Origin of the sequence: Pseudomonas segetis (assembly GCF_900188155.1) — a bacterium.
Classification (GTDB): domain Bacteria; phylum Pseudomonadota; class Gammaproteobacteria; order Pseudomonadales; family Pseudomonadaceae; genus Aquipseudomonas; species Aquipseudomonas segetis.
In genome coordinates this window covers 519,852-541,863 of sequence record NZ_FZOG01000003.1, presented here as the reverse complement: position 1 = coordinate 541,863, position 22,012 = coordinate 519,852, and the positions used below count along the sequence as shown (strand labels likewise).

Below are 22,012 nucleotides of genomic sequence, written 5' to 3'. Positions count from 1 at the left end.
AATAAGAATCACCCAGAGAGCTGCCTGATATGCCTGTACCTGATCTTTTTGCCGAAGGCCTGAGCCGCGGCTGGAAAACCTACAACGGTTCTCGCCTAGAGCAAGACCTGACGCTTGAAGCCGACATAGTGATTGTCGGTACCGGCGCAGGCGGCGGTACCAGCGCCGAGTTCCTCAGTGCAGCGGGCTATAAGGTCCTGCTGGTCGAGGAAGGTCCGCTGAAAACCAGCAGCGACTTCAAGATGCAGGAGGCCGAAGCCTACCCGGCGCTCTACCAGGAAGGGATCGGGCGCATGAGCAAGGATGGTGCAATCACCATTTTGCAAGGCCGGGCAGTCGGTGGCACCACCCTGGTCAACTGGACATCAAGCTTTCGTACCCCCCACCAAACCCTTGAACACTGGGCCAAGGAACACAACGTAAAAGGCCATAGCGAGGCCGAAATGGCCCCTTGGTTCGAGCGGATGGAGCAGCGCCTGGGTGTTGCCCCGTGGGCCATGGACCCCAACGCCAACAATGATGTGATTCGCAGTGGCTGCGAAAAGCTGGGCTACAGCTGGAAGGTTATCCCGCGTAACGTTCGTGGTTGCTGGAACCTGGGTTATTGCGGCATGGGTTGCCCAACGAACGCCAAGCAATCAATGCTGGTGACGACCATCCCGGCCACGCTGGAAAAAGGTGGCGAGCTGCTTTACCTGGCGCGAGCCGAACGACTGATACATGACGGCAATCAGGTCAGCGCGCTTGAGTGCCTCGCGATGGATGAGCGCTGTGTCGCACCGACTGGGCGCAAAATCAAAATCAAGGCGCGCCACTATATTCTCGCCGGAGGCGGCATCAACACCCCGGCGATCCTTATGCGCTCTGAAGCACCGGACCCTTATGAGCGCGCTGGCAAGCGAACCTTTATTCACCTGGTTAACTTCTCCACGGCACTGTTTGAAAAAGTCATCAATCCGTTCTACGGCGCACCACAATCGATTTATTCCGATAATTTCCAGTGGAACCAGGGCACTGCCGGACCACTGTCCTACAAGCTCGAAGTACCGCCGCTGCACCCGGCACTGGCCAGCACGCTGCTGGGCGAGTTTGGCGTCGAAAATGCCCTGCGCATGGAACAACTGCCGCACACCAACATGGTGCTGGCGTTGATGCGTGACGGTTTTCATCCCGAGAGCGCTGAAGGCACGGTGGAGTTACGCGCAGATGGCAGCCCGGTGCTCGATTACAAAATGACCGACTACACCTGGGACGGCATTCGCCGTGCATTTCATAGCATGGCCGAGATTCAATTTGCGGCCGGGGCAAAGTCGGTGCTGCCAATGCACGCAGATGCCAAATCCGCGACTTCGCTGGCGCAAGTGCGCAGCCAGATCGACAGCCTGAGCATGGAGCTCTACCGCACTCGCCTGGGCAGCGCACATGTCATGGGCGGTTGCGCAATGGGCGAGGACGCCAAGTTGGCGGTAACCGACAGCCTGGGTCGCCACCACCAACTGGGCAACTTGTCGATTCACGACGGTTCCCTGTTCCCGACCAGCATTGGCGCCAACCCACAGCTGTCCGTTTACGGGCTGACAGCGCAGCTATCCAGCTTGCTTGCCGAACGCCTGAAAACCGCATAAGACCAAACCGGGGCAATTGCCCCGGAAAGTTTTTAAGCGCATCAGCCCCCTCTAAAGCGGGGGTTTAATCGCAAGTGCCTTGCACACAGGCTTGGCCGCTGCGGACTGCTGCGCTACCATCCGAGTCCCTAACGGACTCGCCAGGATTTCACGATGAATCGAGTGTTATACCCGGGCACCTTCGACCCCATCACCAAAGGACACGGTGATCTGGTTGAACGCGCCTCGAAATTGTTCGACAGCGTGATCATTGCGGTAGCGGCCAGCCCGAAGAAAAATCCGTTGTTCCCGCTGGAGCAACGTGTTGCTCTCGCGCAGGAAGTCACCAAGCATCTGCCCAATGTCGAAGTGGTGGGTTTCTCCAGCCTGCTCGCGCACTTTGCCAAGGAGCAAGGTGCCAATGTACTGCTGCGCGGCCTGCGCGCGGTGTCGGATTTCGAATACGAGTTCCAACTGGCCAATATGAATCGCCAGCTGGCGCCGGATGTCGAAAGCCTGTTTCTGACGCCATCTGAAAAATACTCGTTCATTTCATCCACACTGGTTCGCGAGATTGCGGCCCTGGATGGCGACATCAGCAAGTTTGTCCATCCAGCCGTAGCCGAAGCCCTGAACCAGCGTTTCAAGAAATAAGCCACCATCCAGCTATACTTGAGCAGACCCGAGAGTCCAAGCCAGAGGCCCTGAAGAGCACTGGCTTGGCGTGAACAATGGCGCCCACCGTGACAATCCGGCACAATTGACGTCTCGAAGTTTGAAATCGTCGACGCTATGCGCCTCGACAGGAGCCGTACCGCATGTCCCTGATCATCACCGACGATTGCATCAATTGCGACGTCTGCGAACCTGAGTGCCCGAACGCTGCGATCTCTCAAGGCGAAGAGATCTACGTTATCGACCCTAACTTGTGTACCGAATGCGTCGGCCATTACGATGAGCCGCAGTGCCAACAAGTATGCCCGGTGGACTGCATTCCGCTCGACGAAAACAACGTCGAGAGCAAAGACGAACTGATGCAGAAATACATGATAATTACCGGTAAGGCGTGATCAATCGCGGTATCTTGTCGCCCTGCCCTGTAACGGCTGATCACAGGTATTGATGCCTGGGACCCCAGTCAGACCCTCGCTGCGACAACAACCGATGGTTACCATGACTCGACAGCTATTTCTCTGCGCACTACTTCTCCTTGGTTCTTTCAGCCTGCAAGCAGCCACCGGTCCAGATCAGGCTGCAGTTGCCAGCGCTCACCCAGCGGCTACAGTTGCCGGCGAAGAAACCCTGGCCCATGGCGGCAATGCATTCGATGCGGCAGTCGCGGTCAGCGCTGCACTCGCGGTGGTCGAACCCTACAGCTCCGGCTTGGGTGGCGGTGGTTTCTTTCTCCTGCGCCAAGCGGGTGAGCAACCCAGTTATCGCTTTCTCGACGCCCGCGAACGCGCACCTCTGGCGGCGCATTCGGACATGTATAGGCGCAAGGGTAAAATCCAACCCGAACTGTCACTCGATGGCCCGCTTGCCGCTGCGATTCCCGGCCTGCCAGCAGCCCTGGTTGAACTGGCCCAACGCTACGGCCGACTGCCCCTGAAAGACTCCTTGCTACCGGCGATTCGCCTGGCGCGAGATGGTGTTTCCTATGACAGGATCTACCGTGAGCGAGCCCGCTGGCGACTGGCGGCAATGCGTGACGACCCGGAAACCGCGCGGATCTTTCTGCACAAGGGGGAGATTCCAAACGAATTTGGCTTGCTGCGCCAACCCGACCTGGCGCGCACGCTCGAACGTATCGCCCGCGACGGCAAGGCTGGCTTCTATAGCGGCGAAACCGCTCGCAAACTGGTGGATGGCGTACGTAAAGCAGGCGGTATCTGGACCCTGCGCGACCTCAGCGAATACAGGGTGGTTGAGCGCAACCCGCTGCGTTTCCAGCTCGCCAATGGTCGTGAACTGATTAGCGCACCGCCGCCGTCAGCTGGCGGCATCGCCATTGCCCAGAGCCTGGCGATGCTGCAGCAACTGCCGTGGCAAAAGGCCGAGCCCGTGCAGCGCACGCACTATGTGGTCGAAGCATTGCGCCGTGCTTATCGCGATCGCGGCCTGATTGGTGACCCCGACTTTATCAGCAACCCTGCCCCACAATTGCTCGACCGCGCTTACCTGAAACAACTCGCACAAAGTATCGACCCACAACGCGCCACCCCAAGTTCGAGCCTGCCCCCGGCTGGTAAGCTGCATGAAGGCAATCACACCACCCACTTCACCGTGCTCGATGCCGATGGCAACGCAGTTTCTGCCACCTTGTCGATCAACCTGCCTTTTGGCGCGGCCTTCGTCGCTCCCGGGACCGGCGTATTGCTCAATGATGAAATGGACGATTTTGCCGCTGACATCGAGGGGGCAAACGCCTACGGACTGACCGGAAGTCGCGCCAATGCAGTGGATGCGGGCAAGCGTCCGCTATCAAGCATGAGCCCGACCTTTATCGAGAGCCAAGAAGACTTCGCCAGCTTCGGCACGCCGGGCGGCAGCCGCATTCCGAGCATGGTGCTGCTCGCTATCTTGCAGTACCTGGACGGGCAACCTATTGCCAGTTGGCCGAGCGTGGCGCGCTATCACCACCAGTACCTGCCTGATGTGATCGAGCATGAGCCAAATACCTTCAGCACCAAGCAAATCGTCGACTTGAAGGCTCGCGGCTATCAACTCAAAGCACTGAACCGCCAGTACGGCAATCAACAGGTGTTGTTCTGGCACAAGCAGAACAACCTTGTAGAGGCGGCCAGCGACCCGCGCGGCATTGGCACCGCACAGGTCATCAAAAAACAGGCAGGCGCCAAGCCTGAATAACGCGGGCATCCACGCCGATCACCCCAGGGTGGGTGGCGCTTTTTTCACCCACCATTTGCGGCTGCAAACAACTGAGCTGACTACCCGCAAGCCCTTGCTAGACAAGCTTAGCCTTGTCTCACCCCACAGCTTGCGCTCTAGCGGAATGCCAGGTCGCGCAGGAACAAGGTGATGGGCGGGAACATGATCAGCAATACCGACATCAGCAACAGAATCGCGAAGAACGGCAAGCTGCCCCGGATAACCTCGAAATAAGGCCGTCTGAATACCGCAATGGCCGTGAAGATATCGCAGCCAAATGGTGGCGTGGCCGACCCAATGGCAGCCTGCAAGGTAATGATGGTACCGACCAGCACCGGATCGAGGCCAGACATGCGCACCGCAGGGGCAAATATTGGGACAAGAATCAGCATGACCACGATAGGGTCGACAAACATGCAGCCGATAAAGAATGCGATCGAAATGATCACCAGCAACTCCGTCGGCGATGCACTCATGATGCCGATACCGCTGAGGATCTGCTGGGGTATCTGGGCAAACGAGATCACCCAGGAAAACGCCGACCCGGCTGCCACCAGAATAAATACCACAGCGGTAATCAGGCCTGTGGACAGGGCAATCGATGACAACTCTTTGAGCTTTACCCGACGAAAGATAAGCACTTCAAGGATGAGCGCATAGAGCACCGAAACAGCTGCCGCTTCAGTCGGGCTGAACACCCCGGTGTAAATACCGCCTATGGTCATCACTGGCAGCAGCAAGGGTAATATCGCGCGACGGCACGTGACCAAACGCTGCATCCAGGTAAATTTCTCACCGGAAGGAATACCGGTAATGCGCGCATAGATGTAGCAATAGCCGCAAAGCAGGCACATCAGCAGCAAGCCAGGGCCTATGCCGGCGATAAACAACTCTGCAACCGAGGTGCCCGAGACCACGCCGTAAATGATCATGCCGATGCTAGGTGGAATCAACAGCGCAATGTCCGAGGCATTGATGATCAGGGCCATGGCAAAGCTATCCTTGTAGCCTTGCTGCAGCATCTTGGGGCGCATGATGCTGCCCACCCCCACCACGGTCGCCTGGGTCGAGCCCGACAACGCGCCAAACAGCGCGCAACTCAGGGCCGTGGTCACAGCCATGCCGCCACGCACATGCCCGACAAAGGCCATGGCCACATCAAGCAAGCGATTTGCCGTAGCGCCACGCGTAATGATATCCGCCGCCAGGATAAACATCGGAACCGCCACCAGGGCGGCCGGGCGTATACCGGCAATCATCTGCTGGACGATAAACTCCGGACCCATGGTGAAAAACAGGGTAAAGCCCGCCGCAGATGCAGCCAGTAGGGTCGTCATCATCGGAAAGCCACACAGCAGCAATACCAGCATGATGATCAATAGCGTGGTCGTCATATCCATGGGTGTGGGCTCAATGCTGCGTAGGAATGGTGGCGTCGACGTGCAATGCCGGGGCCTCACGAAGGCCCAGCAACACCTGCAACTGGACAAAGGCGTGGCGTACGAACTGCAAACCAGTCATGCCCAGCCCCAATGGAATCACCAGGTAGATGTAATGCAGCGGCACTTGCAGCGCTGACGATGAACGCCCTATGCGTGCTGCCGACTCCACATAGCCCACCGATGCCCATGTCAGCCAAAGCATCAAGGCGGCGGTGACAGTATTGATGATCAACAGGGTTAGCGCTGCAGGCTTGCCGGTGAGGTGCTCGATAAAGGCACTCATGCTGATATGTCGGCTATGTCGCGCGGCATAGCTACAGCCAACGAACGTGACAAAGATGATCAGGAACTGGTTGAGCTCTTCGGAAAAGTAGATGCTCTGGTTGAACAGGTAGCGCCCGAATACGTTGCTGACCGAGTTGAGCGCCATGAGCAAGATGCCGCTTGCGAGGATGAAGGCCTCAAGCTTCTCCAGCATCCAATCCAACTTACGCAGCCAAGCCATAGCGACCTCCAGTCCGGCTCGTACGAGCGGACACTGTTCTTGTTGTGGAGGCCAAACCTTATCGCCGACAAAAAACCATGTCAATTATTTATTTGAATCATTACAAATGCTCAATAATCGAGCACATGTAATGATTTTGCGCTGTTTTAGAACACAAAATGCATGGGCGGAGGCGTTTCAAGCACCAGGCCGTTCAAGGTGGTCAGCCCCGTCTCTATTCGTGAGCGGCTCTGCTCGGCCCCCAGGCTGATGCGGATGTGCTGGTTGGTTCGATCGACAGCGGCGAGAAAGGGCTCTGCTGGAAAAATCATCACGCCTTCCTGCCGCGCACGCCGTGCAAACTTCTCTGGCGACCAATGCCCCGGCAGTTCAGCCCAGATATGCATACCATTGGGGTCGGCCTTGAACTGACAGGCCGTCAAGTGTTCACGAGCCATGGCCTGGCGCACGGCAAACTCCTGCTGCTGGAAGCTGATCATGCGATCCAGAGTGCCATCCTGCATCCACCAACTGGCAATCTCGAAAGGCACCAGGGTCGCCATCCAGGTGGTACTGCGCAACCGCCCGATCGCTTGCTGGACCATATTGGGCGGAGTCACCAGGTAACCGGCGCGCATACCGGGCAGGGATATCTTGGTCAGGCTGGTCGCATAGAAACTGCGCTCTGGAATAAAAGCCGACAACGGCGGATGACGGTCAGGCTGCAAGGCGCCGTAGACATCATCCTCAACCACTGTGAGGTCGTATTTGCGCGCCAGCTCCGCAATGGCCTGGCGCCGCTCAAGCCCCATGGTGTCGGTGGTTGGATTGTTCATTGTCGGCGTACAGAACAGCACGCGCGCGCCTCCTTGCTTGCAGGCCGCCTCCAGCGCATCAGGCAAAAGCCCTTGCTCATCGGTTGCCAACCCCTTGAGCTTGAAGTGCAGGGTCTGCGCCAACGCCATCAGCAACATGCCGGTTTCATGCTCGCAAAGTACGGTATCTCCGGGCTTGAGCAAGGTTGCCATGGCAATCGTCAGGGCGTGGGCTGCGCCATTGCAGAACAGCATGTTGTCCGGGTTGACCGGTAGCTTCTGCTGCGCCATCCAGCCACAGACCACCTCGCGATGCTGGGTCAGGCCCTGGGTCGGGTGGAATGAAGTAATGAAGTCATCGCGCCCCTCACGGGCCAGGCGCTCAAGGCTTTCGCGATACAGCTTGACGTGCCGCGGGGTGCACACCGGATGGGCCGTGGACAGGTCGATGCCACGACTCGGGTCATCATGTTCATCGGTCGAAAGGTAATCCGACTCATGACTGATATGTCGGCTACGAACAAAGGTGCCACTGCCGACTTGCGCATAAATAGCGCCCTGCTTTTCGGCATGTGCGTAGGCATTGCTGACGGTTTGCACACTGACGCCAAGCGTATCGGCCAACTCGCGATGAGTTGGCAACTTGCTGCCAGGCAGCAATGCGCCTGTGTTGATTGCTTCGGTCAGCGCATTGCCGATGGCCAGGTATTTAGGCTGGCCAGGGCGCATAAATGGAATTAGGTCAATTGTCATAGGTCAATAAATCCCTTGACGATAATTGTAATGGTCATGATATTGATCTCTAAACGTATTGACCTGCATTTGTCACGGTTACTTTAGCAGGCTTCAGTACAATTTCTCCAGCAAGCGCTCATAACTAATCCAAGCTGAGCGCCCGGGGAAGATCCATGAAACTGCGCAAATGCGCATGCCAGTGGGTCGCAGCACAGGTGCCCGCCTGACACTGCCAGCGGGCTGATTGAGTTCTGAATGCGCTTGCGTTCGTTATCGAGATGCTGTCATGAGTGAAATTGCATTGAATTTCAGCCGTGCCGAGTACGCCCAGCGTCTGGCCAAGGTGCGCGCCGCAATGGTCGCCAAAGGGATCACGACCTTGATTGTGCATGATCCATCAAACATGGCCTGGCTCACCGGCTATGACGGCTGGTCGTTCTACACACCGCAGTGCGTGGTGGTGGGCGAGCAAGGAGAGCCGCTGTGGTTCGGCCGGGGGATTGACGCCAATGGTGCTCGGCGCACGGTTTACCTGGCTGAAGAAAACATCGCCTCCTACAGCGACAACTATGTGATGAACCCGCCACATCACGCGCTCGACTACCTGTGTGAGCAGGTGCTGCCCGCTCGCGGCTGGACCAGCGGCGTGATCGGCGTGGAAATGGATAACTATTACTACAGCGCCACCTCCCATCAGGCGCTGCAGCGCGGCTTGCCCAAGGCACAGCTGGTCGACAGCACAGGACTGGTCAACTGGTGCCGGGCAATCAAGTCTGCCCAGGAAATCGAATACATGAGCGTGGCCGCGCGCATTGTTGAAAACATGCACCGGGCCATCTTCGAAATGATCGAACCCGGCCTGCCAAAAAACATTCTGGTGGGTGAAATCTACCGCGTGGCCTGTGCCGGCCACGACGGCAAATTCGGTGACTATCCGGCAATAGTGCCAATGCTGCCGTCAGGCAAAGATGCCTCGGCACCGCACCTGACCTGGGATGACCGCCCCTTTATAAAGGGCGAAGGCACATTCTTCGAGATTGCCGGCTGTCACAAGCGCTACCACTGCCCGTTGTCTCGCACGGTTTACCTGGGCGAACCCTCTGCCGCATTTCGCAAGGCGGAAGAAGCCATCAATGCAGGGCTGCAAGCCGGTCTTGCGGTTGCAAAACCCGGCAATACCTGCGGCGACATCGCCCGCGAACTAAACAGCACCCTGCGCCGTTACGGTTATGACCGTGGCGACAACCGCTGCGGCTACCCGATCGGCCTGAGTTATCCGCCAGACTGGGGCGAGCGCACCATGAGCTTGCGTGAAAGCGACACCACGGTGTTGCAACCGGGCATGACCTTTCACTTCATGCCTGGCCTGTGGCTCGACGACTGGGGGCTGGAAACCACCGAAAGCATTCTGATTACCGAAACCGGTGCCGACCCCCTTTGCGATTATTCACGTCAATTGTTTGTGAAGGCCTGAGATGAGTATTGCGGCAATGAACATTTCACCCGAAGCTGAGTTGCAGACGACCCGAACGCCAGGCGCCAAAACCCTCGCGGCAAGCACCATCAGCGTGACCGTTGATTTTGACCAGGACGGCGTACAGCACGGTTTTCTCAAGCTGCCCTACTCCCACGATTTGTCGGCGTGGGGCTGCATCATGATTCCGATTACCGTGGTAAAGAACGGCAATGGCCCGACCGCGCTGATGACCGGGGGCAACCATGGCGATGAATACGAAGGCATCACCGCCTTGCTCAAGCTGGCCAGTGAACTGCGCGCCGGAGACGTGCAAGGCCGGGTGATTATCGTCCCGGCCATGAACTACCCTGCAGTTCAAAATGCCAGCCGTACCTCACCGATCGACAAAGGCAATATGAATCGATCCTTCCCCGGCAATCCTTATGGCAGCATGACCGAGCGCATTGCCGACTACTTCCAGCGCACCTTGATTCCGCTGTGCGACTACGCGCTGGATATCCATTCCGGTGGCAAAACCCTCGATATCCTGCCTTTTGCAGCGGCCCATCGCTTGCAGGACCCCGAACAAGAGGCCAAGTGCATTGCAGGCGCCCAGGCGTTCGGCACTGCGGCAAGCATGATTCTGTTTGAGTTGGACGCAGCCTCCTTGTACGACACCGCAGTCGAAGCCCAAGGCAAGGTGTTCGTCACCACCGAACTGGGCGGCGGCGGCACCAGCACCCCGAAAACCATGGCGCTGGCGGATCGTGGCGTGCGTAACTTCCTCAGGTTTGCTGGTATTACCCAAGGCCAGCTTGAGCCTGCGGACGAACCACAGGTGTTATTGGATATGCCTGATGCAAGCTGCTACGTACAAAGCCTGCATCGCGGCATTCTCGAACTCAACCTGAGCATTGGCGACCGCGTTCGCCGTGGCGACCTGGTCGCCCGAGTACATGCATTCGAACGCACAGGCACGCCAGCAGTCGAGTATCACGCCGAGCGCGATGGCTTGCTGGTTGCCAGGCGCTTTCCGGCGCTGGTGGACATAGGCGATACCCTCGCAGTGATTGCCGACATAGTGGAAAACTGACAACAACCTGCACTTAAAAAGAAGAATGGAGAAAGCACCATGAGAAAGTTCAGCACCCTGAAAAAAGCAGCCATGGCAGCCGCCATGGGCTTGGTTCTGGCGGGGCAGGCGGGCCTTGCGGCGGCAGAGGAATGGAAGTTTGCACTCGAAGAGATCAGCGGCAGCGTACAAGACGCCTATGCGCAGAAATTCAAACAACTGGTCGAGGAAAAAAGTGGCGGAAAAATCACTGTCACGGTTTACCCCTACGGCTCACTGGGCGAATCGGAAGACCTGACCGAACTGGTGGCCAATGGCGTTATTCAGTTCACTCACGGCTCAACCGGGATTCTCGGTTCCACCGCGCCATCCATGCAGGTGTTCTCTGTGCCTTACCTGTTGTCGCAAGACAACAAGGTCAACCTCAAGGTGCTGACTGAAAGCCCGACCATCTACGGCCCAATGGCTGACAAGCTCAGGACGCGCAACCTGCGACTGCTGAGCATGTACCCAGAAGGCGAAATGGTCTGGACCACCAACAAGGAAATCCACAAGCCTGCGGATTTCGAAAACGTAAAGATGCGCGTCATGGCCTCGCCCATGCTGGTTGAGGCCTACAAGGCCTTCGGCGCCGTACCCACGCCACTTCCCTACTCGGAAGTCTATGGCGCACTGCAATTGAAGATGGTCGACGGCCAGGAAAACCCAATCTTCGCCATTGAAGAGATGAAGTTCTACGAGGTCAACGATGTGCTGACCTGGTCGGGCCAGCAGCAGTTCACCGTGGCCGTTCTGTCGAACGAATCCTGGTATCAGGGCCTGCCCGATGATGAGAAAAAGATTATCGATGAAACCGTTGCCGAACTCGGCCCATACATCTTCGATACCCAGGAAGAGTACAGTAAGACCCGCCTGGAAAAGATCAAGAAAGCCAAGCCGAGCATCAAGATCGTGCACCTGACGCCGGAAGAGAAAGAAGTATTCCGCAAGGCGAGCCTGCCACTGCGCGACAAGCTGGTCGAACTGGCTGGCGAGGATGCAGGCAAAACGCTTAAAGCCTTGCAGAAAGAAATTGCCGACCTGGAAAACCAGTAGGTAACCCACAAGAGCGCCGCTGGAAAGCACTGCATTCGCATGACTTTTCCAGCGCTACTCTGGCCGACGAGCCCCTCGTCGGCCTGTCTACATCAGGAGCGCAGGTGCTCTGCGCCGGAGCACAAGCATGCGTCTGGACAGTTACGACCTGAAGATTCTGCAGATCCTGCAGAGCAATGGCCGCATTACGAAATCCAGCTTGGCTGAAGCGATCAACCTGTCGGTCAGCCCTTGCTGGGAGCGGGTCAAACGTCTTGAAGAAGCCAGGATTATTCGTGGCTATAGCGCTCAATTGAACCCCGAAGTGCTGGTCAAGCGTGCGCCGGTGCTGGTCGAGATCAGTCTCAAGCAGCACAACCGGGAAGCCTTCCAGCGTTTCGAGCGCGCCATCAACGAATGCGCCGAAGTCACCGAGTGCTATGCCACAGGCGGCGGCATTGACTACATCATCAAGGTCATGGCCCGCGACATTGACCAATACCAGCGTTTGATCGATCGCTGGCTAATGGCTGACCTGGGCATTGAGCGCTACTTCACCTACATAGTGACCAAAACCATCAAGCAGTGCGAACCACCGTTGGATATAGACAACGAGCCGACTTGAGCCGCTGTTTTGTGCCAGCCAAAAAAACACCCGATTAGGCACCGGCAAAGCAAAAAAACCTCGGGCACAACCCCTGCAAAGAGAAAAAACCAACCGCCAATACCTCCTAAAGTGGAAGCCATAACAACGCACCACGCCCTGGACTGAATGACACCAGAACAGGCCAGTAGAGAGGATGCAGCGCATGCACAATTTCGAAGATCCACGCTTGATTCGCCAGTTGGCCTATATCAATGGCAAATGGACCGCAGGCACATCCGGGCGCGATGAAGCGGTGATCAACCCCGCAACAGAAGAAATCATTGGTCGCTGCACCCAACTCGACGAGCCTCAGGTCGTGCAAGCCATCGAGGCCGCCAACAAAGCATTTCCTGCCTGGCGGGCGATGTCACTTGAAGCCCGTGGCCAGATCCTCAAGAAATGGCACGACCTGCTGCTCGAACATAAACAGGATCTGGCCCGGCTCATGACGCTGGAGCAAGGCAAGCCATTGTTCGAGGCCCTGGGCGAGATCGACTATGCGGCCTCGTTTATTCCCTGGTTTGCAGAAGAGGCACGCCGCAGTTATGGCGAAACCATTCCGAGCCATATCAACAATGCGCAACTCGGCAGCGTCCGCGAGCCCATCGGCGTCGCCGCACTGATCACGCCCTGGAATTTTCCCTGTGCGATGATCACACGCAAAGCCGCTGCAGCATTGGCCGCCGGCTGTACCGTGCTGGTCAAGCCGGCGGGAGAAACGCCCTTCTCGGCCCTGGCCCTGGCCGAACTGGCTGAACGCGCAGGATTTCCGGCGGGTGTATTCAACGTCATAGTCGGCGAACCCGAAATGGTTTCAAAGGTGCTATGCGCCAGTGACAAGGTCAAAGCCTTGTCCTTCACCGGCTCGACCCGCGTGGGTCGCCTGCTGCTGGAACACTCCGCGGCGACGGTGAAGAAATGCTCCATGGAACTCGGTGGCAACGCCCCCTTTATCGTATTGCCCGATATGGATGTGGAGCAGGCTGCCCAGGCCGCCATCGATGCAAAATTCCAGACCACCGGCCAGGATTGCCTCGCCGCTAACCGCATCTTCGTGCACCGCTCGCTATACCAGCCATTCCTTGAAAGCTTCGCCCGGCGCATGGGCGAGCTGACGCTAGGCAACGGCCTGGTTCGAGGCGTCAATCAAGGCCCGCTGATCAACCAGAAGGCCGTTAGCAAGGCCCAGGAGCTGGTCGAGGATGCCATGGCCAAAGGCGCGCGCCTGCTCGTTGGCGACCAGGATCAGGCGCCCGGACGCAACTTCTTCGTACCGACCCTGCTGGCCGATGTCACTCCTGAAATGCGCCTGTACCGCGAAGAGAATTTTGCACCTGTTGCGGGCGTGCTGCCCTGGGACGACATCGAGCAATTGATCACCCAGGCCAACGACACCGAGTACGGCCTGGCCGCCTATATATACGGCTACGACATCCGCCAGATCTGGCAACTGTTGCGCGCTTTAGAGTTCGGCATGGTCAGCGTCAACTCGGTGAAGATGACCGGCCCACCGGTGCCATTCGGCGGCGTCAAGCAGTCAGGGCTGGGCCGCGAAGGTTCGAGCCACGGCCTGGATGAATACACCCAGATCAAATACTACTGCCTGGGTAACTTGCCCAGTGTCAGCGGTTCCTAATTGCGTTCGGTCAATTGAGCGCCAACCTATCAACCAAGGACATAATCATGACCCTCGACACCCAGAAAATCATCGAGATTGATCGCCAGAACGTCTTCCACGCCTCGACTCACCTCAAGCAGCATGCCCATGGTGAAAGCCCGGCGCGCATCATCACCGGCGCCCAGGGCATCCGTATTCAGGACTCGCTCGGCAACGAATTTATCGACGGCTTTGCCGGCCTGTATTGCGTCAACATCGGCTATGGCCGCACTGAAATGGCCGAGGCCATTTACGAGCAGGCCAAGCAGCTGGCCTATTACCACACCTATGTTGGCCACACGACTGAAGGCATGGCACAGCTGTCGGAACGCATCGTCAAGCTCGCCGGCCAGGGCATGAGCAAGGTCTATTACGGCATGTCCGGTTCGGATGCCAACGAAACCCAGCTCAAGTTGGTCTGGTACTACAACAACATCCTCGGTCGCAAGGATAAAAAGAAAGTTATCTCCCGTGATCGTGGTTATCACGGTTCGAGCATCGCATCCGGCTCAATGACTGGCCTGCCGGTCTTCCACGCCCACTTCGACCTGCCCCTTGAACGCATCAAGCACACTGTCGCGCCGGTTTACTATCGCCGCGAGGATGACGCCATGAGCGAGCAGGAGTTCTCGGTTTACTGCGCACAGAAACTTGAACAAATGATCCTTGCCGAAGGCCCGGACACCGTGGCGGCGATGATCGGCGAACCAGTGCTCGGCACCGGCGGTATCGTGCCACCGCCAAAGGGCTATTGGACTGAAATTCGCAAGGTGCTGGATAAATACGACATTCTGCTGATCGCCGACGAAGTGGTCTGTGGCTTTGGACGCCTGGGTGTGGACTTCGGCTCGCAATACTATGAAATGCAGCCCGACCTGATCACCGTGGCCAAGGGCCTGACCTCGGCCTACCAGCCGCTTTCCGGGGTGATAGTCGGCGAACGCGTGTGGCAGGTGCTTGAACAAGGCACCGACACCTACGGCGCCATCGGCCATGGCTACACCTACTCCGGCCACCCGATGGGGATCGCCTCGGCAATCGCCAACCTGAACATCATCGAGCGTGAAAACCTCACAGGTAACGCCCGCGATACCGGCGCTTACCTGCAACAACGCATGCAGCAAACCTTTGGTGATCATCCGTTGGTCGGTGAGGCACGAGGCATTGGCCTGCTGGCTGCATTGGAGTTCTCCAGCGACCGCAGCAAGCGCCAGCACTTCGACCCGAACCTGAAGGTGGGCGCACAGATCTCCGCTGCCTGTCTGGAAGAAGGCCTGATCGCCCGCGCCATGCCCCACGGCGATATTCTTGGCTTCGCCCCGCCGCTGGTCGTCAGCCGTGATGAAGTCGATGACATAGTCGCCCGCGCCGAGCGCGCAGTGAACAAGGTCACCGACAAGTTGATCAGCAGCGGCGACTGGCAAGCCAAGTAACAACTGCCAGAACCCCGGCCGGACGCGATCAGCCTCCGGCCTTGCCAAAGCCTGGACGGCGGACAATATGCAAAACGAACTGACCCTCAAAGACATCTATCTGGCCCAGCAACGCATTGCCGGGCTGGCTGAGCGCACACCGCTGTTGCGCAGCGAATCGCTGTCACGCCGCTGGGATTGCAATGTCTGGCTCAAGCTCGACAACCTGCAACCCACTGGCGCATTCAAGTTGCGCGGTGCGGTCAACGCTTTACTGGGGCTGGATAAGGCCCAGCGTGAACGTGGCGTGGTAACCATGTCGACCGGCAACTTTGGTCGTGCACTGGCCTATGCCGGCCAGCATCTGGGGATTGCCGTGACGGTTTGCATCTCGAAGCTGGTGCCGGACAACAAGGTTGCCGCCTTGCGCGAAAGCGGTGCGCAGGTGGTCATTGTCGGTGACACCCAAGATGACGCAGACATCGAAGCGCGACGCCTGCAACAGGAAGAAGGCCTGGCCTATATTTCGCCCTTTGATGACCCGCTGGTGATCGCCGGGCAAGGCACTTGCGGGCTGGAGATCATCCAGCAACAACCGCAGATCGATACCGTCTTCGCCGGGCTTTCCGGTGGCGGCTTGATTGCAGGGGTTGGCCTGGCCGTCAAATCGATCAATCCCCACGCAGAAGTCATCGGCGTCAGCATGAATCAAGGCGCGGCCATGCTTGAAAGCCTTGCTGCGGGACAACCGGTGCAAGTGCAGGAAGTAGCTTCGCTGGCAGACAGCCTGGGTGGCGGCATTGGCCTTGATAACGCCTGGACATTCGCCATGACGCAACGCTACATGGATCGCGGCTATCGCGTGGACGAACAGCAAATTGCCCGCGCCATGCTGCACCTGTTCAACCATGAGCGCCTGGTTGTAGAAGGCGCGGCGGCGGTAGGTATCGCCGCGATTGAACAACATCAAATTGACCTGCGCGGCAAGCAGGTTGCGCTGGTGATCAGCGGCCAGAATCTATCCAACAACAGCTTTGCCCAAGCCTGTCATCTCGCGGGAGAGCCCAACTATGCAGATTTATAACCGGCACCAGATAGCCGAAGTGGTCAAGCTCGACTGCGCAGCACTTGAGGCAGTTGAGGCAGGCTTTGCTGCGCTTGGCCGTGCCGAGGTTGAAATGCCGCCGATCCTGAGCATGAACATCGCCGAAAGCAATGGCGAGGTGGATGTCAAAACCGCCCACATTCATGGCTGGCCACGCTTTGCCATCAAGATCAGCCCCGGCTTTTTCGACAACCCGAGCCTCGGGCTGCCCAGCCTCAACGGCTTGATGCTGCTGTTTTCAGCCAAGACCGGGCTGGTCGATGCAGTATTGTTCGACGAAGGCTACCTGACCGATATTCGTACCGCGCTGGCTGGCGCTATTGCCGCCAAACACCTGTCACGCACCAACTCACAACGGGTTGCGGTGATCGGCGCGGGGGTGCAGGCAGAGTTGCAAGTCGCAGCCCTGCGCCTGGTGCGCGATATCCGCGAGGTTCATGTCTACAGCCGAGACCCGAGCAAGGCACAGGCTTACGCAACCCGCATGCAGGATCAATACGCGCTCAATGTGAAGGTGCACGACAACGCTGCCAGCGCCTGCGCGCAAGCTGACATCGTGGTCACGACCACCCCGGCGCGGGAACCTGTGCTGAATTGGTCGGACCTGCCCAAAGGCGTGCATGTCACAGCCATGGGCTCGGACAACCCGCACAAGAACGAACTGCATCCGACAATTCTGGCCAGCGCCGATGTGCTGGTGGTCGACCGTATCAGCCAGTCGCGCGCGCTCGGCGAACTGCATCACGCGCCCGCGTTGCAACGCGAAGTTTTAGAGCTCGGCAGCTTGATCAGCAACCAGCAATCCGTGCGTAACAGTGACCAGCAAATCACCGTCTGCGACCTGACCGGCACCGGCGTGCAGGACACCGCAATCGCCAACTATGCCGCGCGTCTGCTTGAGGACGCTTGAAATGATCGAAAGCTTCGCCGAGTTTCAGGCCGTGCAACAACATTTCGACCACCAAAGCGCCTGCGACAATGGTCGCGTGCGTATTGGCCTGATCCAGCTGGCCAGCGACTTCACCCTGGAAAACGAATGGCGCCAGCTGCTTGGCGAGCGGGTTGAGTTGTACAGCACGCGCACCCCCTGCAGCCCGACAGTAACCCCCGATGGCTTGCGTAGAATGGCGCAAGACCTGACGCAATCTGCCGCCTTGTTGGTCCCGGGCCTACCCCTCGATGTGCTCGCCTTCGGTTGTACTTCAGGCAGCATCTTGATTGGCGAACAGGAAGTCAGCCGGCTGATCAACCTGGCTCATCCAGGCATTGCGGTGACCAACCCGTGGAGTGCGGTCAAGGCTGCATTGCGTGAGTTGAACGCCCGAAAGGTGGCGGTGCTCACACCCTATATCGGCGAGGTCAATTACCCCATATACCTCGGCTTGCAACAAGCGGGGTTGGAAATCAGCGCATTCGGCACCTTTGCCGTACTCGATGACGCCTTGATCCCAAGGATTCCAGCTGATGCCATTGCCCAGGCAGCCGAGCAGTTGTTGCTTGGCAGCAAAGCAGATGCACTGTTCCTGTCATGCACCAACCTGCACAGCCTTGAGCTGTTGGACGAACTGGAGCAGCGCCTGGGTTTGCCGGTCATTTCCAGCAACCAGGCGCTGTTTTGGCACGCACTGCAACTGACCAACTGCATCCATCGTCCGCAAAACTTTGGCAGCCTGCTGCGTTGAGCCAATGATTTCCAGCCCCAACGGCAAACAAAGAAACCCTGTCCGCCAGAGCTTCAACCTAGGGTGCGGCAACGCGAAGCTCGCCCACCCGCACTCAAGTACCGCAAAACTTGAAAATCCTCCCAGGTGCACAGCCAACAATGGTCGACACCTGATGGTGCGCCCGGGGCTGAAAATGTAGCATTGGCACCGAATCATCATGGAGGCGCGCATGGAGCTTGCGACGTTAGCCTTATTCCTGCCCGCGTGCTTTGCCTTGAATATGGCGCCCGGGCCGAACAACCTGCTGTCTATCAGCAATGCAACCCGATACGGACTGCGTACATCCTGTATCGCGGGCGCCGGGCGCTTGCTGGCCTTCGCGATCATGATCGCACTGGCGGCGGCGGGTTTGGCTATGGTGCTACAAACCTCGGAACTGGTCTTCCATGGGATCAAGATAATTGGCGCTGGCTACCTGTTCTACCTGGCCTACCAGCTATGGGGCGCGCCGACAAAAGCCGAATCCGAGCCCGAACACACTCACGCAGATTTATGGACCCTGGCACGCCAGGAGTTCCTCGTCGCGGCAGGCAACCCCAAGGCCATCCTGATATTTACCGCATTCCTGCCACAGTTTATTGATCCGGCAGCAGGCATTGGCGCTCAATTTACAGTCCTTGGATTATGTTTCCTGGCATTGGAATGGATCGCGATCGGCATCTACGCATACATTGGATTGCATATGCGCCGCTGGTTTGCCCAGCCTTGGGGCCAGAAGATCTTCAATCGATGCTGTGCCGGACTATTGTCCACTGCCGCCTCGATACTCTTGATGGCACGTCGGGCCTGACGAACATTAGCGGGCTCGCCTGATACCCTGGGCACGTGAGTGCTGCCATTGCCTTTTTCGGGCACAAAAAAACCGGCATTCACCGCCGGTTTTTTGCTTTGGGTAGAACTCAGTTATTGCCTTTGTAGCCTACGCTGGTGCAACCCAGGCAACGCTGGAACGCCTCGCGACCAGGCTCCTGAATCAACGCGGTAGCGGCTTCATCAATGTTACCGCCGAGCGCAGTAAATGGCAGGCTGACGATAAATGCAGCCGTGCCAATGATGGTTGCACCAATCAGCAGTGGGCGTGCGATCAGCAAATCGCCAATCATGGAATAGGCCTTTGGCGCATCAGCAGTGTAGATAGGATCGCCACTGGTGTTGACGTCTTCCCGAACCACTTCAGCCGACGCCGGGAGTGCCAGCAGGCCAGAGGAAAGCGCCAGGACAACAGCGATCGAGCGAAACAGATTCATGGAGTAATCCTTCAACGATACAGAGTCAGTGCTTATAACTATATCAGCGCTGCGCCAATTGTCAGCGTGATTAACTTCAATATCCGTGCACAACCACCGTTGAACCGACTCTTTGCCTTGATAACGCAGACTGCATCACTCTTTGGCGGTATCTCGACGTCGCCAAAACGCCTGACTGACCTGCAATAACGACCTAGCGTTGGCACCGTCCACAATAGACACTGGCGCGCTGCCCCAGCTTGAGCTCACGCAATGTGCTGCCGCAGACCTTGCAGAATTCACCGCCACGCCCATAGGCGAAAAGCTCTTGCTGGAAATAACCGGGCTGGCCGTCACCGCCGATAAAATCGCGCAAGGTGGTGCCGCCACGTTCGATGGCGTGGGCCAGGATGCGCTTGATCTCCAGCGCCAGCTTGGCATAGCGCGCCTTGGAAATGCTGCCGGCCTCGCGACGCGGGTCAATCCCGGCGGCAAACAAGGCTTCGGTCGCATAAATGTTACCCACACCGACCACCACGGCGTTATCCATGATGAATGGCTTGACCGCCATCGAGCGACCACGGGATTTTTCATACAGGCGCTCACCTGAAAAGGCTTCAGTCAGCGGTTCCGGCCCCAGCTTGCTCAGCAGCACATGTTCCAGTGGCGCCTGGCTCCAGAGCAGCGCGCCAAAACGGCGCGGGTCGGTGTAGCGCAGCGCCATCCCCGACTCCAGCTCGATATCGACATGTTCGTGTTTGCCTGCGGGGGAGCCACAGGGCACCAGCCGCAAGTTGCCAGACATGCCCAGATGGCTGATCAGGCTGCCGGTTTCGAGCTTGATCAACAGGTACTTGGCCCGTCGCTCGACGGCTTCGACCCGCTGCCCCGAAACCACAATGTCCAGGTCCTCGGGAATCGGCCAGCGCAAACGCCGGTCACGCACTATGACCCGGCTGATACGTTGGCCGACCAGATGAGGCGCGATGCCGCGACGGGTAGTTTCGACTTCAGGTAATTCGGGCATGGGCCGCCATTTCTTGAGGTATTTCAGCCACTAATATTCCCATGATCCCATGGCTAAAACCAGCAGACACAGGCGCCAAGGGCTGCTACTGCGCTATAATTTCGCTCTTTTTCCGGAGAGTGCCCAATGTCCCTGCCAAGCCTGCGCCTGAAAGCCAATGCCGACCGACGCCTGCGCGCCGGCCACCTTTGGGTCTACAGTAACGAAATTGATGTCGCTGCCACCCCGCTCAACGCTTTTGCCGCTGGTGACCAGGCGATTCTCGAGGCCGCTGGCGGCAAGCCGCTTGGGGTTGTGGCGCTGAGCCCGAACAACCTGATCTGCGCGCGCCTGCTGTCGCGTGACATCAAGCATGTGCTGGACAAATCCTTGCTGGTGCATCGCATCAACGTGGCATTGAGCCTGCGCGAGCGCCTGTTCGACAAGCCTTGCTATCGCCTGATCTACGGCGACTCTGACCTGTTGCCTGGCTTGGTGGTCGACCGTTTCTTCGACATCCTGGTGGTGCAACTGGCGTCCGCCACCATGGAACGACACAAAGATGATGTGCTCGCCGCATTGATTCAGGTGGTCAAGCCCAGCGGTATCCTGTTCAAGAACGACTCGGCCGCCCGCGACGCCGAAGGCCTTGAGCGTTATGTCGACACCGCCTTTGGCGTGGTGCCTGAATGGGTGGCGCTGGAAGAAAACGGCGTTAAGTTCGAAGCGCCGGTCATCGAGGGCCAGAAAACCGGCTGGTTCTATGACCACCGCATGAACCGCGCTCGCCTGGCGCCCTACGTCAAGGGCAAGCGGGTGCTGGACCTGTTCAGCTATATCGGTGGCTGGGGCGTGCAGGCAGCCGCGTTTGGCGCCACTGAAGTCATGTGCGTCGACGCCTCAAGCTTTGCCCTGGACGGCGTTGAACGTAATGCCACGCTCAATGGCTTATCCGAGCAGGTAATCTGCGTTGAAGGCGATGCCTTCGCCGCGCTCAAGGAATTGAAGTCGGCCGAAGAGCGCTTTGATGTAGTGATTGTCGATCCACCCGCGTTTATCAAGCGCAAAAAAGACATGAAGAACGGCGAGGCCGCTTATCGCCGCCTCAATGAGCAGGCCATGCGCTTGCTCAATAAAGACGGGATCCTGGTCAGCGCTTCCTGCTCCATGCACCTGCCGGAAGACGACCTGCAGAACATCTTGCTGACCAGCGCACGTCACCTGGACCGCAATATCCAGTTGCTTGAGCGCGGCGCGCAGGGCCCGGATCACCCGGTGCATCCAGCCATTCTCGAAACACGTTACATCAAGAGCCTGACTTGCCGGTTGCTGCCAAATAGCTAAAGCCTCCTTGCACCTGCCACATTCACAATCGCTGAATGTGGCAGGGTAGCACTCGCCAACCACGGCCTGCCCCGCATACCCGAGACGACCACGCACTAATGCGGTGCGAGCAGATCGGTGCCCGTTACTTTTTTTGCCCTGCTGCTGTTACTGCTTTCTACACCTTGATGGCCAAGTGCCAAGCTCGCGACCGATTTTATCGACCCTACGCCCCATCAAATGGACCATTTGTTTGGCTTGGCGTGTTAATTGCTTTGCTCTGGTGCATAAACGGGTCAATAACAGCAGATCGCAGATGAGCAGGCGCTACTGCTGATAAAA

The 22,012-nt window shown here is 58.0% G+C and carries 20 protein-coding genes; 15 read left to right on the top strand and 5 right to left on the bottom strand.

Features of this window, described 5'->3' with window-relative positions; genetic code table 11:
- Positions 1-29 precede the first annotated feature (29 nt).
- The 4 genes from CHB79_RS13715 to ggt all read left to right on the top strand — a co-directional run bounded on the left by CHB79_RS13715 (position 30) and on the right by ggt (position 4,472).
- Complete coding sequence (locus tag CHB79_RS13715; protein WP_089360311.1) at positions 30-1,625, top strand: GMC family oxidoreductase; 1,596 nt, start codon at positions 30-32, stop codon at positions 1,623-1,625.
- A gap of 153 nt (positions 1,626-1,778) precedes the next feature.
- Positions 1,779-2,258 (top strand): pantetheine-phosphate adenylyltransferase, encoded by a 480-nt coding sequence (gene coaD, locus CHB79_RS13710; protein ID WP_010489480.1) that lies wholly within the window; start codon positions 1,779-1,781, stop codon positions 2,256-2,258.
- A 164-nt stretch (positions 2,259-2,422) separates the two neighbouring features.
- Entirely contained in the window at positions 2,423-2,674 is a 252-nt protein-coding gene (locus CHB79_RS13705; RefSeq protein WP_010489479.1) for a YfhL family 4Fe-4S dicluster ferredoxin, read from the top strand.
- 103 nt (positions 2,675-2,777) lie between these two features.
- Complete coding sequence (ggt, locus tag CHB79_RS13700) at positions 2,778-4,472, top strand: gamma-glutamyltransferase (protein ID WP_089360379.1); 1,695 nt, start codon at positions 2,778-2,780, stop codon at positions 4,470-4,472.
- A 137-nt stretch (positions 4,473-4,609) separates the two neighbouring features.
- Here ggt and CHB79_RS13695 read toward each other — a convergent pair whose 3' ends face one another.
- From CHB79_RS13695 to ehuR, 3 genes are all read right to left on the bottom strand, one after another.
- Complete coding sequence (locus CHB79_RS13695) at positions 4,610-5,887, bottom strand: TRAP transporter large permease (protein ID WP_089360378.1); 1,278 nt, start codon at positions 5,885-5,887, stop codon at positions 4,610-4,612.
- 16 nt (positions 5,888-5,903) lie between these two features.
- The gene (locus CHB79_RS13690; protein ID WP_010489475.1) at positions 5,904-6,440 is read right to left on the bottom strand and encodes a TRAP transporter small permease; all 537 of its coding nucleotides are present in this window, start codon (positions 6,438-6,440) and stop codon (positions 5,904-5,906) included.
- A 146-nt stretch (positions 6,441-6,586) separates the two neighbouring features.
- Complete coding sequence (gene ehuR / locus CHB79_RS13685) at positions 6,587-7,987, bottom strand: MocR-like ectoine utilization transcription factor EhuR (protein WP_089360310.1); 1,401 nt, start codon at positions 7,985-7,987, stop codon at positions 6,587-6,589.
- 268 nt (positions 7,988-8,255) lie between these two features.
- Here ehuR and doeA point away from each other — a divergent pair, with 268 nt between their 5' ends.
- The 10 genes from doeA to CHB79_RS13635 all read left to right on the top strand — a co-directional run bounded on the left by doeA (position 8,256) and on the right by CHB79_RS13635 (position 18,905).
- On the top strand, positions 8,256-9,443 hold the full coding sequence (gene doeA, locus CHB79_RS13680; RefSeq protein WP_010489469.1) for an ectoine hydrolase DoeA: 1,188 nt from the start codon (positions 8,256-8,258) through the stop codon (positions 9,441-9,443).
- Positions 9,444-9,459: 16 nt separating this feature from the next.
- Complete coding sequence (doeB, locus tag CHB79_RS13675) at positions 9,460-10,518, top strand: N(2)-acetyl-L-2,4-diaminobutanoate deacetylase DoeB (RefSeq protein ID WP_089360377.1); 1,059 nt, start codon at positions 9,460-9,462, stop codon at positions 10,516-10,518.
- A gap of 39 nt (positions 10,519-10,557) precedes the next feature.
- Positions 10,558-11,592, top strand: a complete 1,035-nt coding sequence (locus tag CHB79_RS13670; RefSeq protein ID WP_010489465.1) for a TRAP transporter substrate-binding protein — start codon at positions 10,558-10,560, stop codon at positions 11,590-11,592.
- Between the two features lie 127 nt (positions 11,593-11,719).
- A complete protein-coding gene (locus CHB79_RS13665; protein WP_089360309.1) occupies positions 11,720-12,196 on the top strand; it encodes an Lrp/AsnC family transcriptional regulator in 477 nt (158 codons plus the stop codon).
- A 184-nt stretch (positions 12,197-12,380) separates the two neighbouring features.
- Positions 12,381-13,853 carry an NAD-dependent succinate-semialdehyde dehydrogenase gene (locus CHB79_RS13660; RefSeq protein WP_245851476.1) on the top strand — a complete coding sequence of 491 codons (1,473 nt, stop codon included), beginning with the start codon at positions 12,381-12,383 and terminating at the stop codon, positions 13,851-13,853.
- A gap of 47 nt (positions 13,854-13,900) precedes the next feature.
- Complete coding sequence (locus tag CHB79_RS13655) at positions 13,901-15,307, top strand: aspartate aminotransferase family protein (RefSeq protein WP_089360307.1); 1,407 nt, start codon at positions 13,901-13,903, stop codon at positions 15,305-15,307.
- Positions 15,308-15,374: 67 nt separating this feature from the next.
- Positions 15,375-16,370 carry a hydroxyectoine utilization dehydratase EutB gene (eutB, locus tag CHB79_RS13650; RefSeq protein ID WP_089360306.1) on the top strand — a complete coding sequence of 332 codons (996 nt, stop codon included), beginning with the start codon at positions 15,375-15,377 and terminating at the stop codon, positions 16,368-16,370.
- Positions 16,357-17,301, top strand: coding sequence for a cyclodeaminase (locus CHB79_RS13645; protein WP_089360305.1), 945 nt, complete (start codon positions 16,357-16,359; stop codon positions 17,299-17,301). The genes eutB and CHB79_RS13645 overlap by 14 nt, the downstream gene beginning before the upstream one ends.
- A 1-nt stretch (position 17,302) precedes the next feature.
- Positions 17,303-18,073: a maleate cis-trans isomerase family protein gene (locus tag CHB79_RS13640; protein WP_089360304.1), complete on the top strand. Its 771-nt coding sequence runs from the start codon at positions 17,303-17,305 to the stop codon at positions 18,071-18,073.
- A gap of 211 nt (positions 18,074-18,284) precedes the next feature.
- The gene (locus CHB79_RS13635) at positions 18,285-18,905 is read left to right on the top strand and encodes a LysE family translocator (protein WP_089360303.1); all 621 of its coding nucleotides are present in this window, start codon (positions 18,285-18,287) and stop codon (positions 18,903-18,905) included.
- Between the two features lie 109 nt (positions 18,906-19,014).
- Here CHB79_RS13635 and CHB79_RS13630 read toward each other — a convergent pair whose 3' ends face one another.
- Positions 19,015-19,362, bottom strand: coding sequence for a hypothetical protein (locus CHB79_RS13630; RefSeq protein ID WP_010489456.1), 348 nt, complete (start codon positions 19,360-19,362; stop codon positions 19,015-19,017).
- Positions 19,363-19,555: 193 nt separating this feature from the next.
- A complete protein-coding gene (mutM, locus tag CHB79_RS13625) occupies positions 19,556-20,368 on the bottom strand; it encodes a bifunctional DNA-formamidopyrimidine glycosylase/DNA-(apurinic or apyrimidinic site) lyase (protein WP_089360302.1) in 813 nt (270 codons plus the stop codon).
- A 126-nt stretch (positions 20,369-20,494) separates the two neighbouring features.
- Here mutM and CHB79_RS13620 point away from each other — a divergent pair, with 126 nt between their 5' ends.
- The gene (locus tag CHB79_RS13620; RefSeq protein WP_089360301.1) at positions 20,495-21,691 is read left to right on the top strand and encodes a class I SAM-dependent rRNA methyltransferase; all 1,197 of its coding nucleotides are present in this window, start codon (positions 20,495-20,497) and stop codon (positions 21,689-21,691) included.
- Positions 21,692-22,012 lie beyond the last annotated feature (321 nt).

Coding starts and splice junctions, on each gene's coding strand:
- coaD (WP_010489480.1), top strand. CDS start 1,779: ATGAATCGAGTGTTATACCCGGGCACCTTCGACCCCATCACCAAAGGA.
- CHB79_RS13660 (WP_245851476.1), top strand. CDS start 12,381: ATGCACAATTTCGAAGATCCACGCTTGATTCGCCAGTTGGCCTATATC.
- CHB79_RS13645 (WP_089360305.1), top strand. CDS start 16,357: ATGCAGATTTATAACCGGCACCAGATAGCCGAAGTGGTCAAGCTCGAC.
- CHB79_RS13670 (WP_010489465.1), top strand. CDS start 10,558: ATGAGAAAGTTCAGCACCCTGAAAAAAGCAGCCATGGCAGCCGCCATG.
- mutM (WP_089360302.1), bottom strand. CDS start 20,368: ATGCCCGAATTACCTGAAGTCGAAACTACCCGTCGCGGCATCGCGCCT.
- CHB79_RS13640 (WP_089360304.1), top strand. CDS start 17,303: ATGATCGAAAGCTTCGCCGAGTTTCAGGCCGTGCAACAACATTTCGAC.
- eutB (WP_089360306.1), top strand. CDS start 15,375: ATGCAAAACGAACTGACCCTCAAAGACATCTATCTGGCCCAGCAACGC.
- CHB79_RS13665 (WP_089360309.1), top strand. CDS start 11,720: ATGCGTCTGGACAGTTACGACCTGAAGATTCTGCAGATCCTGCAGAGC.
- CHB79_RS13620 (WP_089360301.1), top strand. CDS start 20,495: ATGTCCCTGCCAAGCCTGCGCCTGAAAGCCAATGCCGACCGACGCCTG.
- CHB79_RS13630 (WP_010489456.1), bottom strand. CDS start 19,362: ATGAATCTGTTTCGCTCGATCGCTGTTGTCCTGGCGCTTTCCTCTGGC.
- CHB79_RS13655 (WP_089360307.1), top strand. CDS start 13,901: ATGACCCTCGACACCCAGAAAATCATCGAGATTGATCGCCAGAACGTC.
- ehuR (WP_089360310.1), bottom strand. CDS start 7,987: ATGACAATTGACCTAATTCCATTTATGCGCCCTGGCCAGCCTAAATAC.
- CHB79_RS13705 (WP_010489479.1), top strand. CDS start 2,423: ATGTCCCTGATCATCACCGACGATTGCATCAATTGCGACGTCTGCGAA.
- doeA (WP_010489469.1), top strand. CDS start 8,256: ATGAGTGAAATTGCATTGAATTTCAGCCGTGCCGAGTACGCCCAGCGT.
- doeB (WP_089360377.1), top strand. CDS start 9,460: ATGAACATTTCACCCGAAGCTGAGTTGCAGACGACCCGAACGCCAGGC.
- CHB79_RS13715 (WP_089360311.1), top strand. CDS start 30: ATGCCTGTACCTGATCTTTTTGCCGAAGGCCTGAGCCGCGGCTGGAAA.
- CHB79_RS13635 (WP_089360303.1), top strand. CDS start 18,285: ATGGAGCTTGCGACGTTAGCCTTATTCCTGCCCGCGTGCTTTGCCTTG.
- CHB79_RS13690 (WP_010489475.1), bottom strand. CDS start 6,440: ATGGCTTGGCTGCGTAAGTTGGATTGGATGCTGGAGAAGCTTGAGGCC.
- ggt (WP_089360379.1), top strand. CDS start 2,778: ATGACTCGACAGCTATTTCTCTGCGCACTACTTCTCCTTGGTTCTTTC.
- CHB79_RS13695 (WP_089360378.1), bottom strand. CDS start 5,887: ATGACGACCACGCTATTGATCATCATGCTGGTATTGCTGCTGTGTGGC.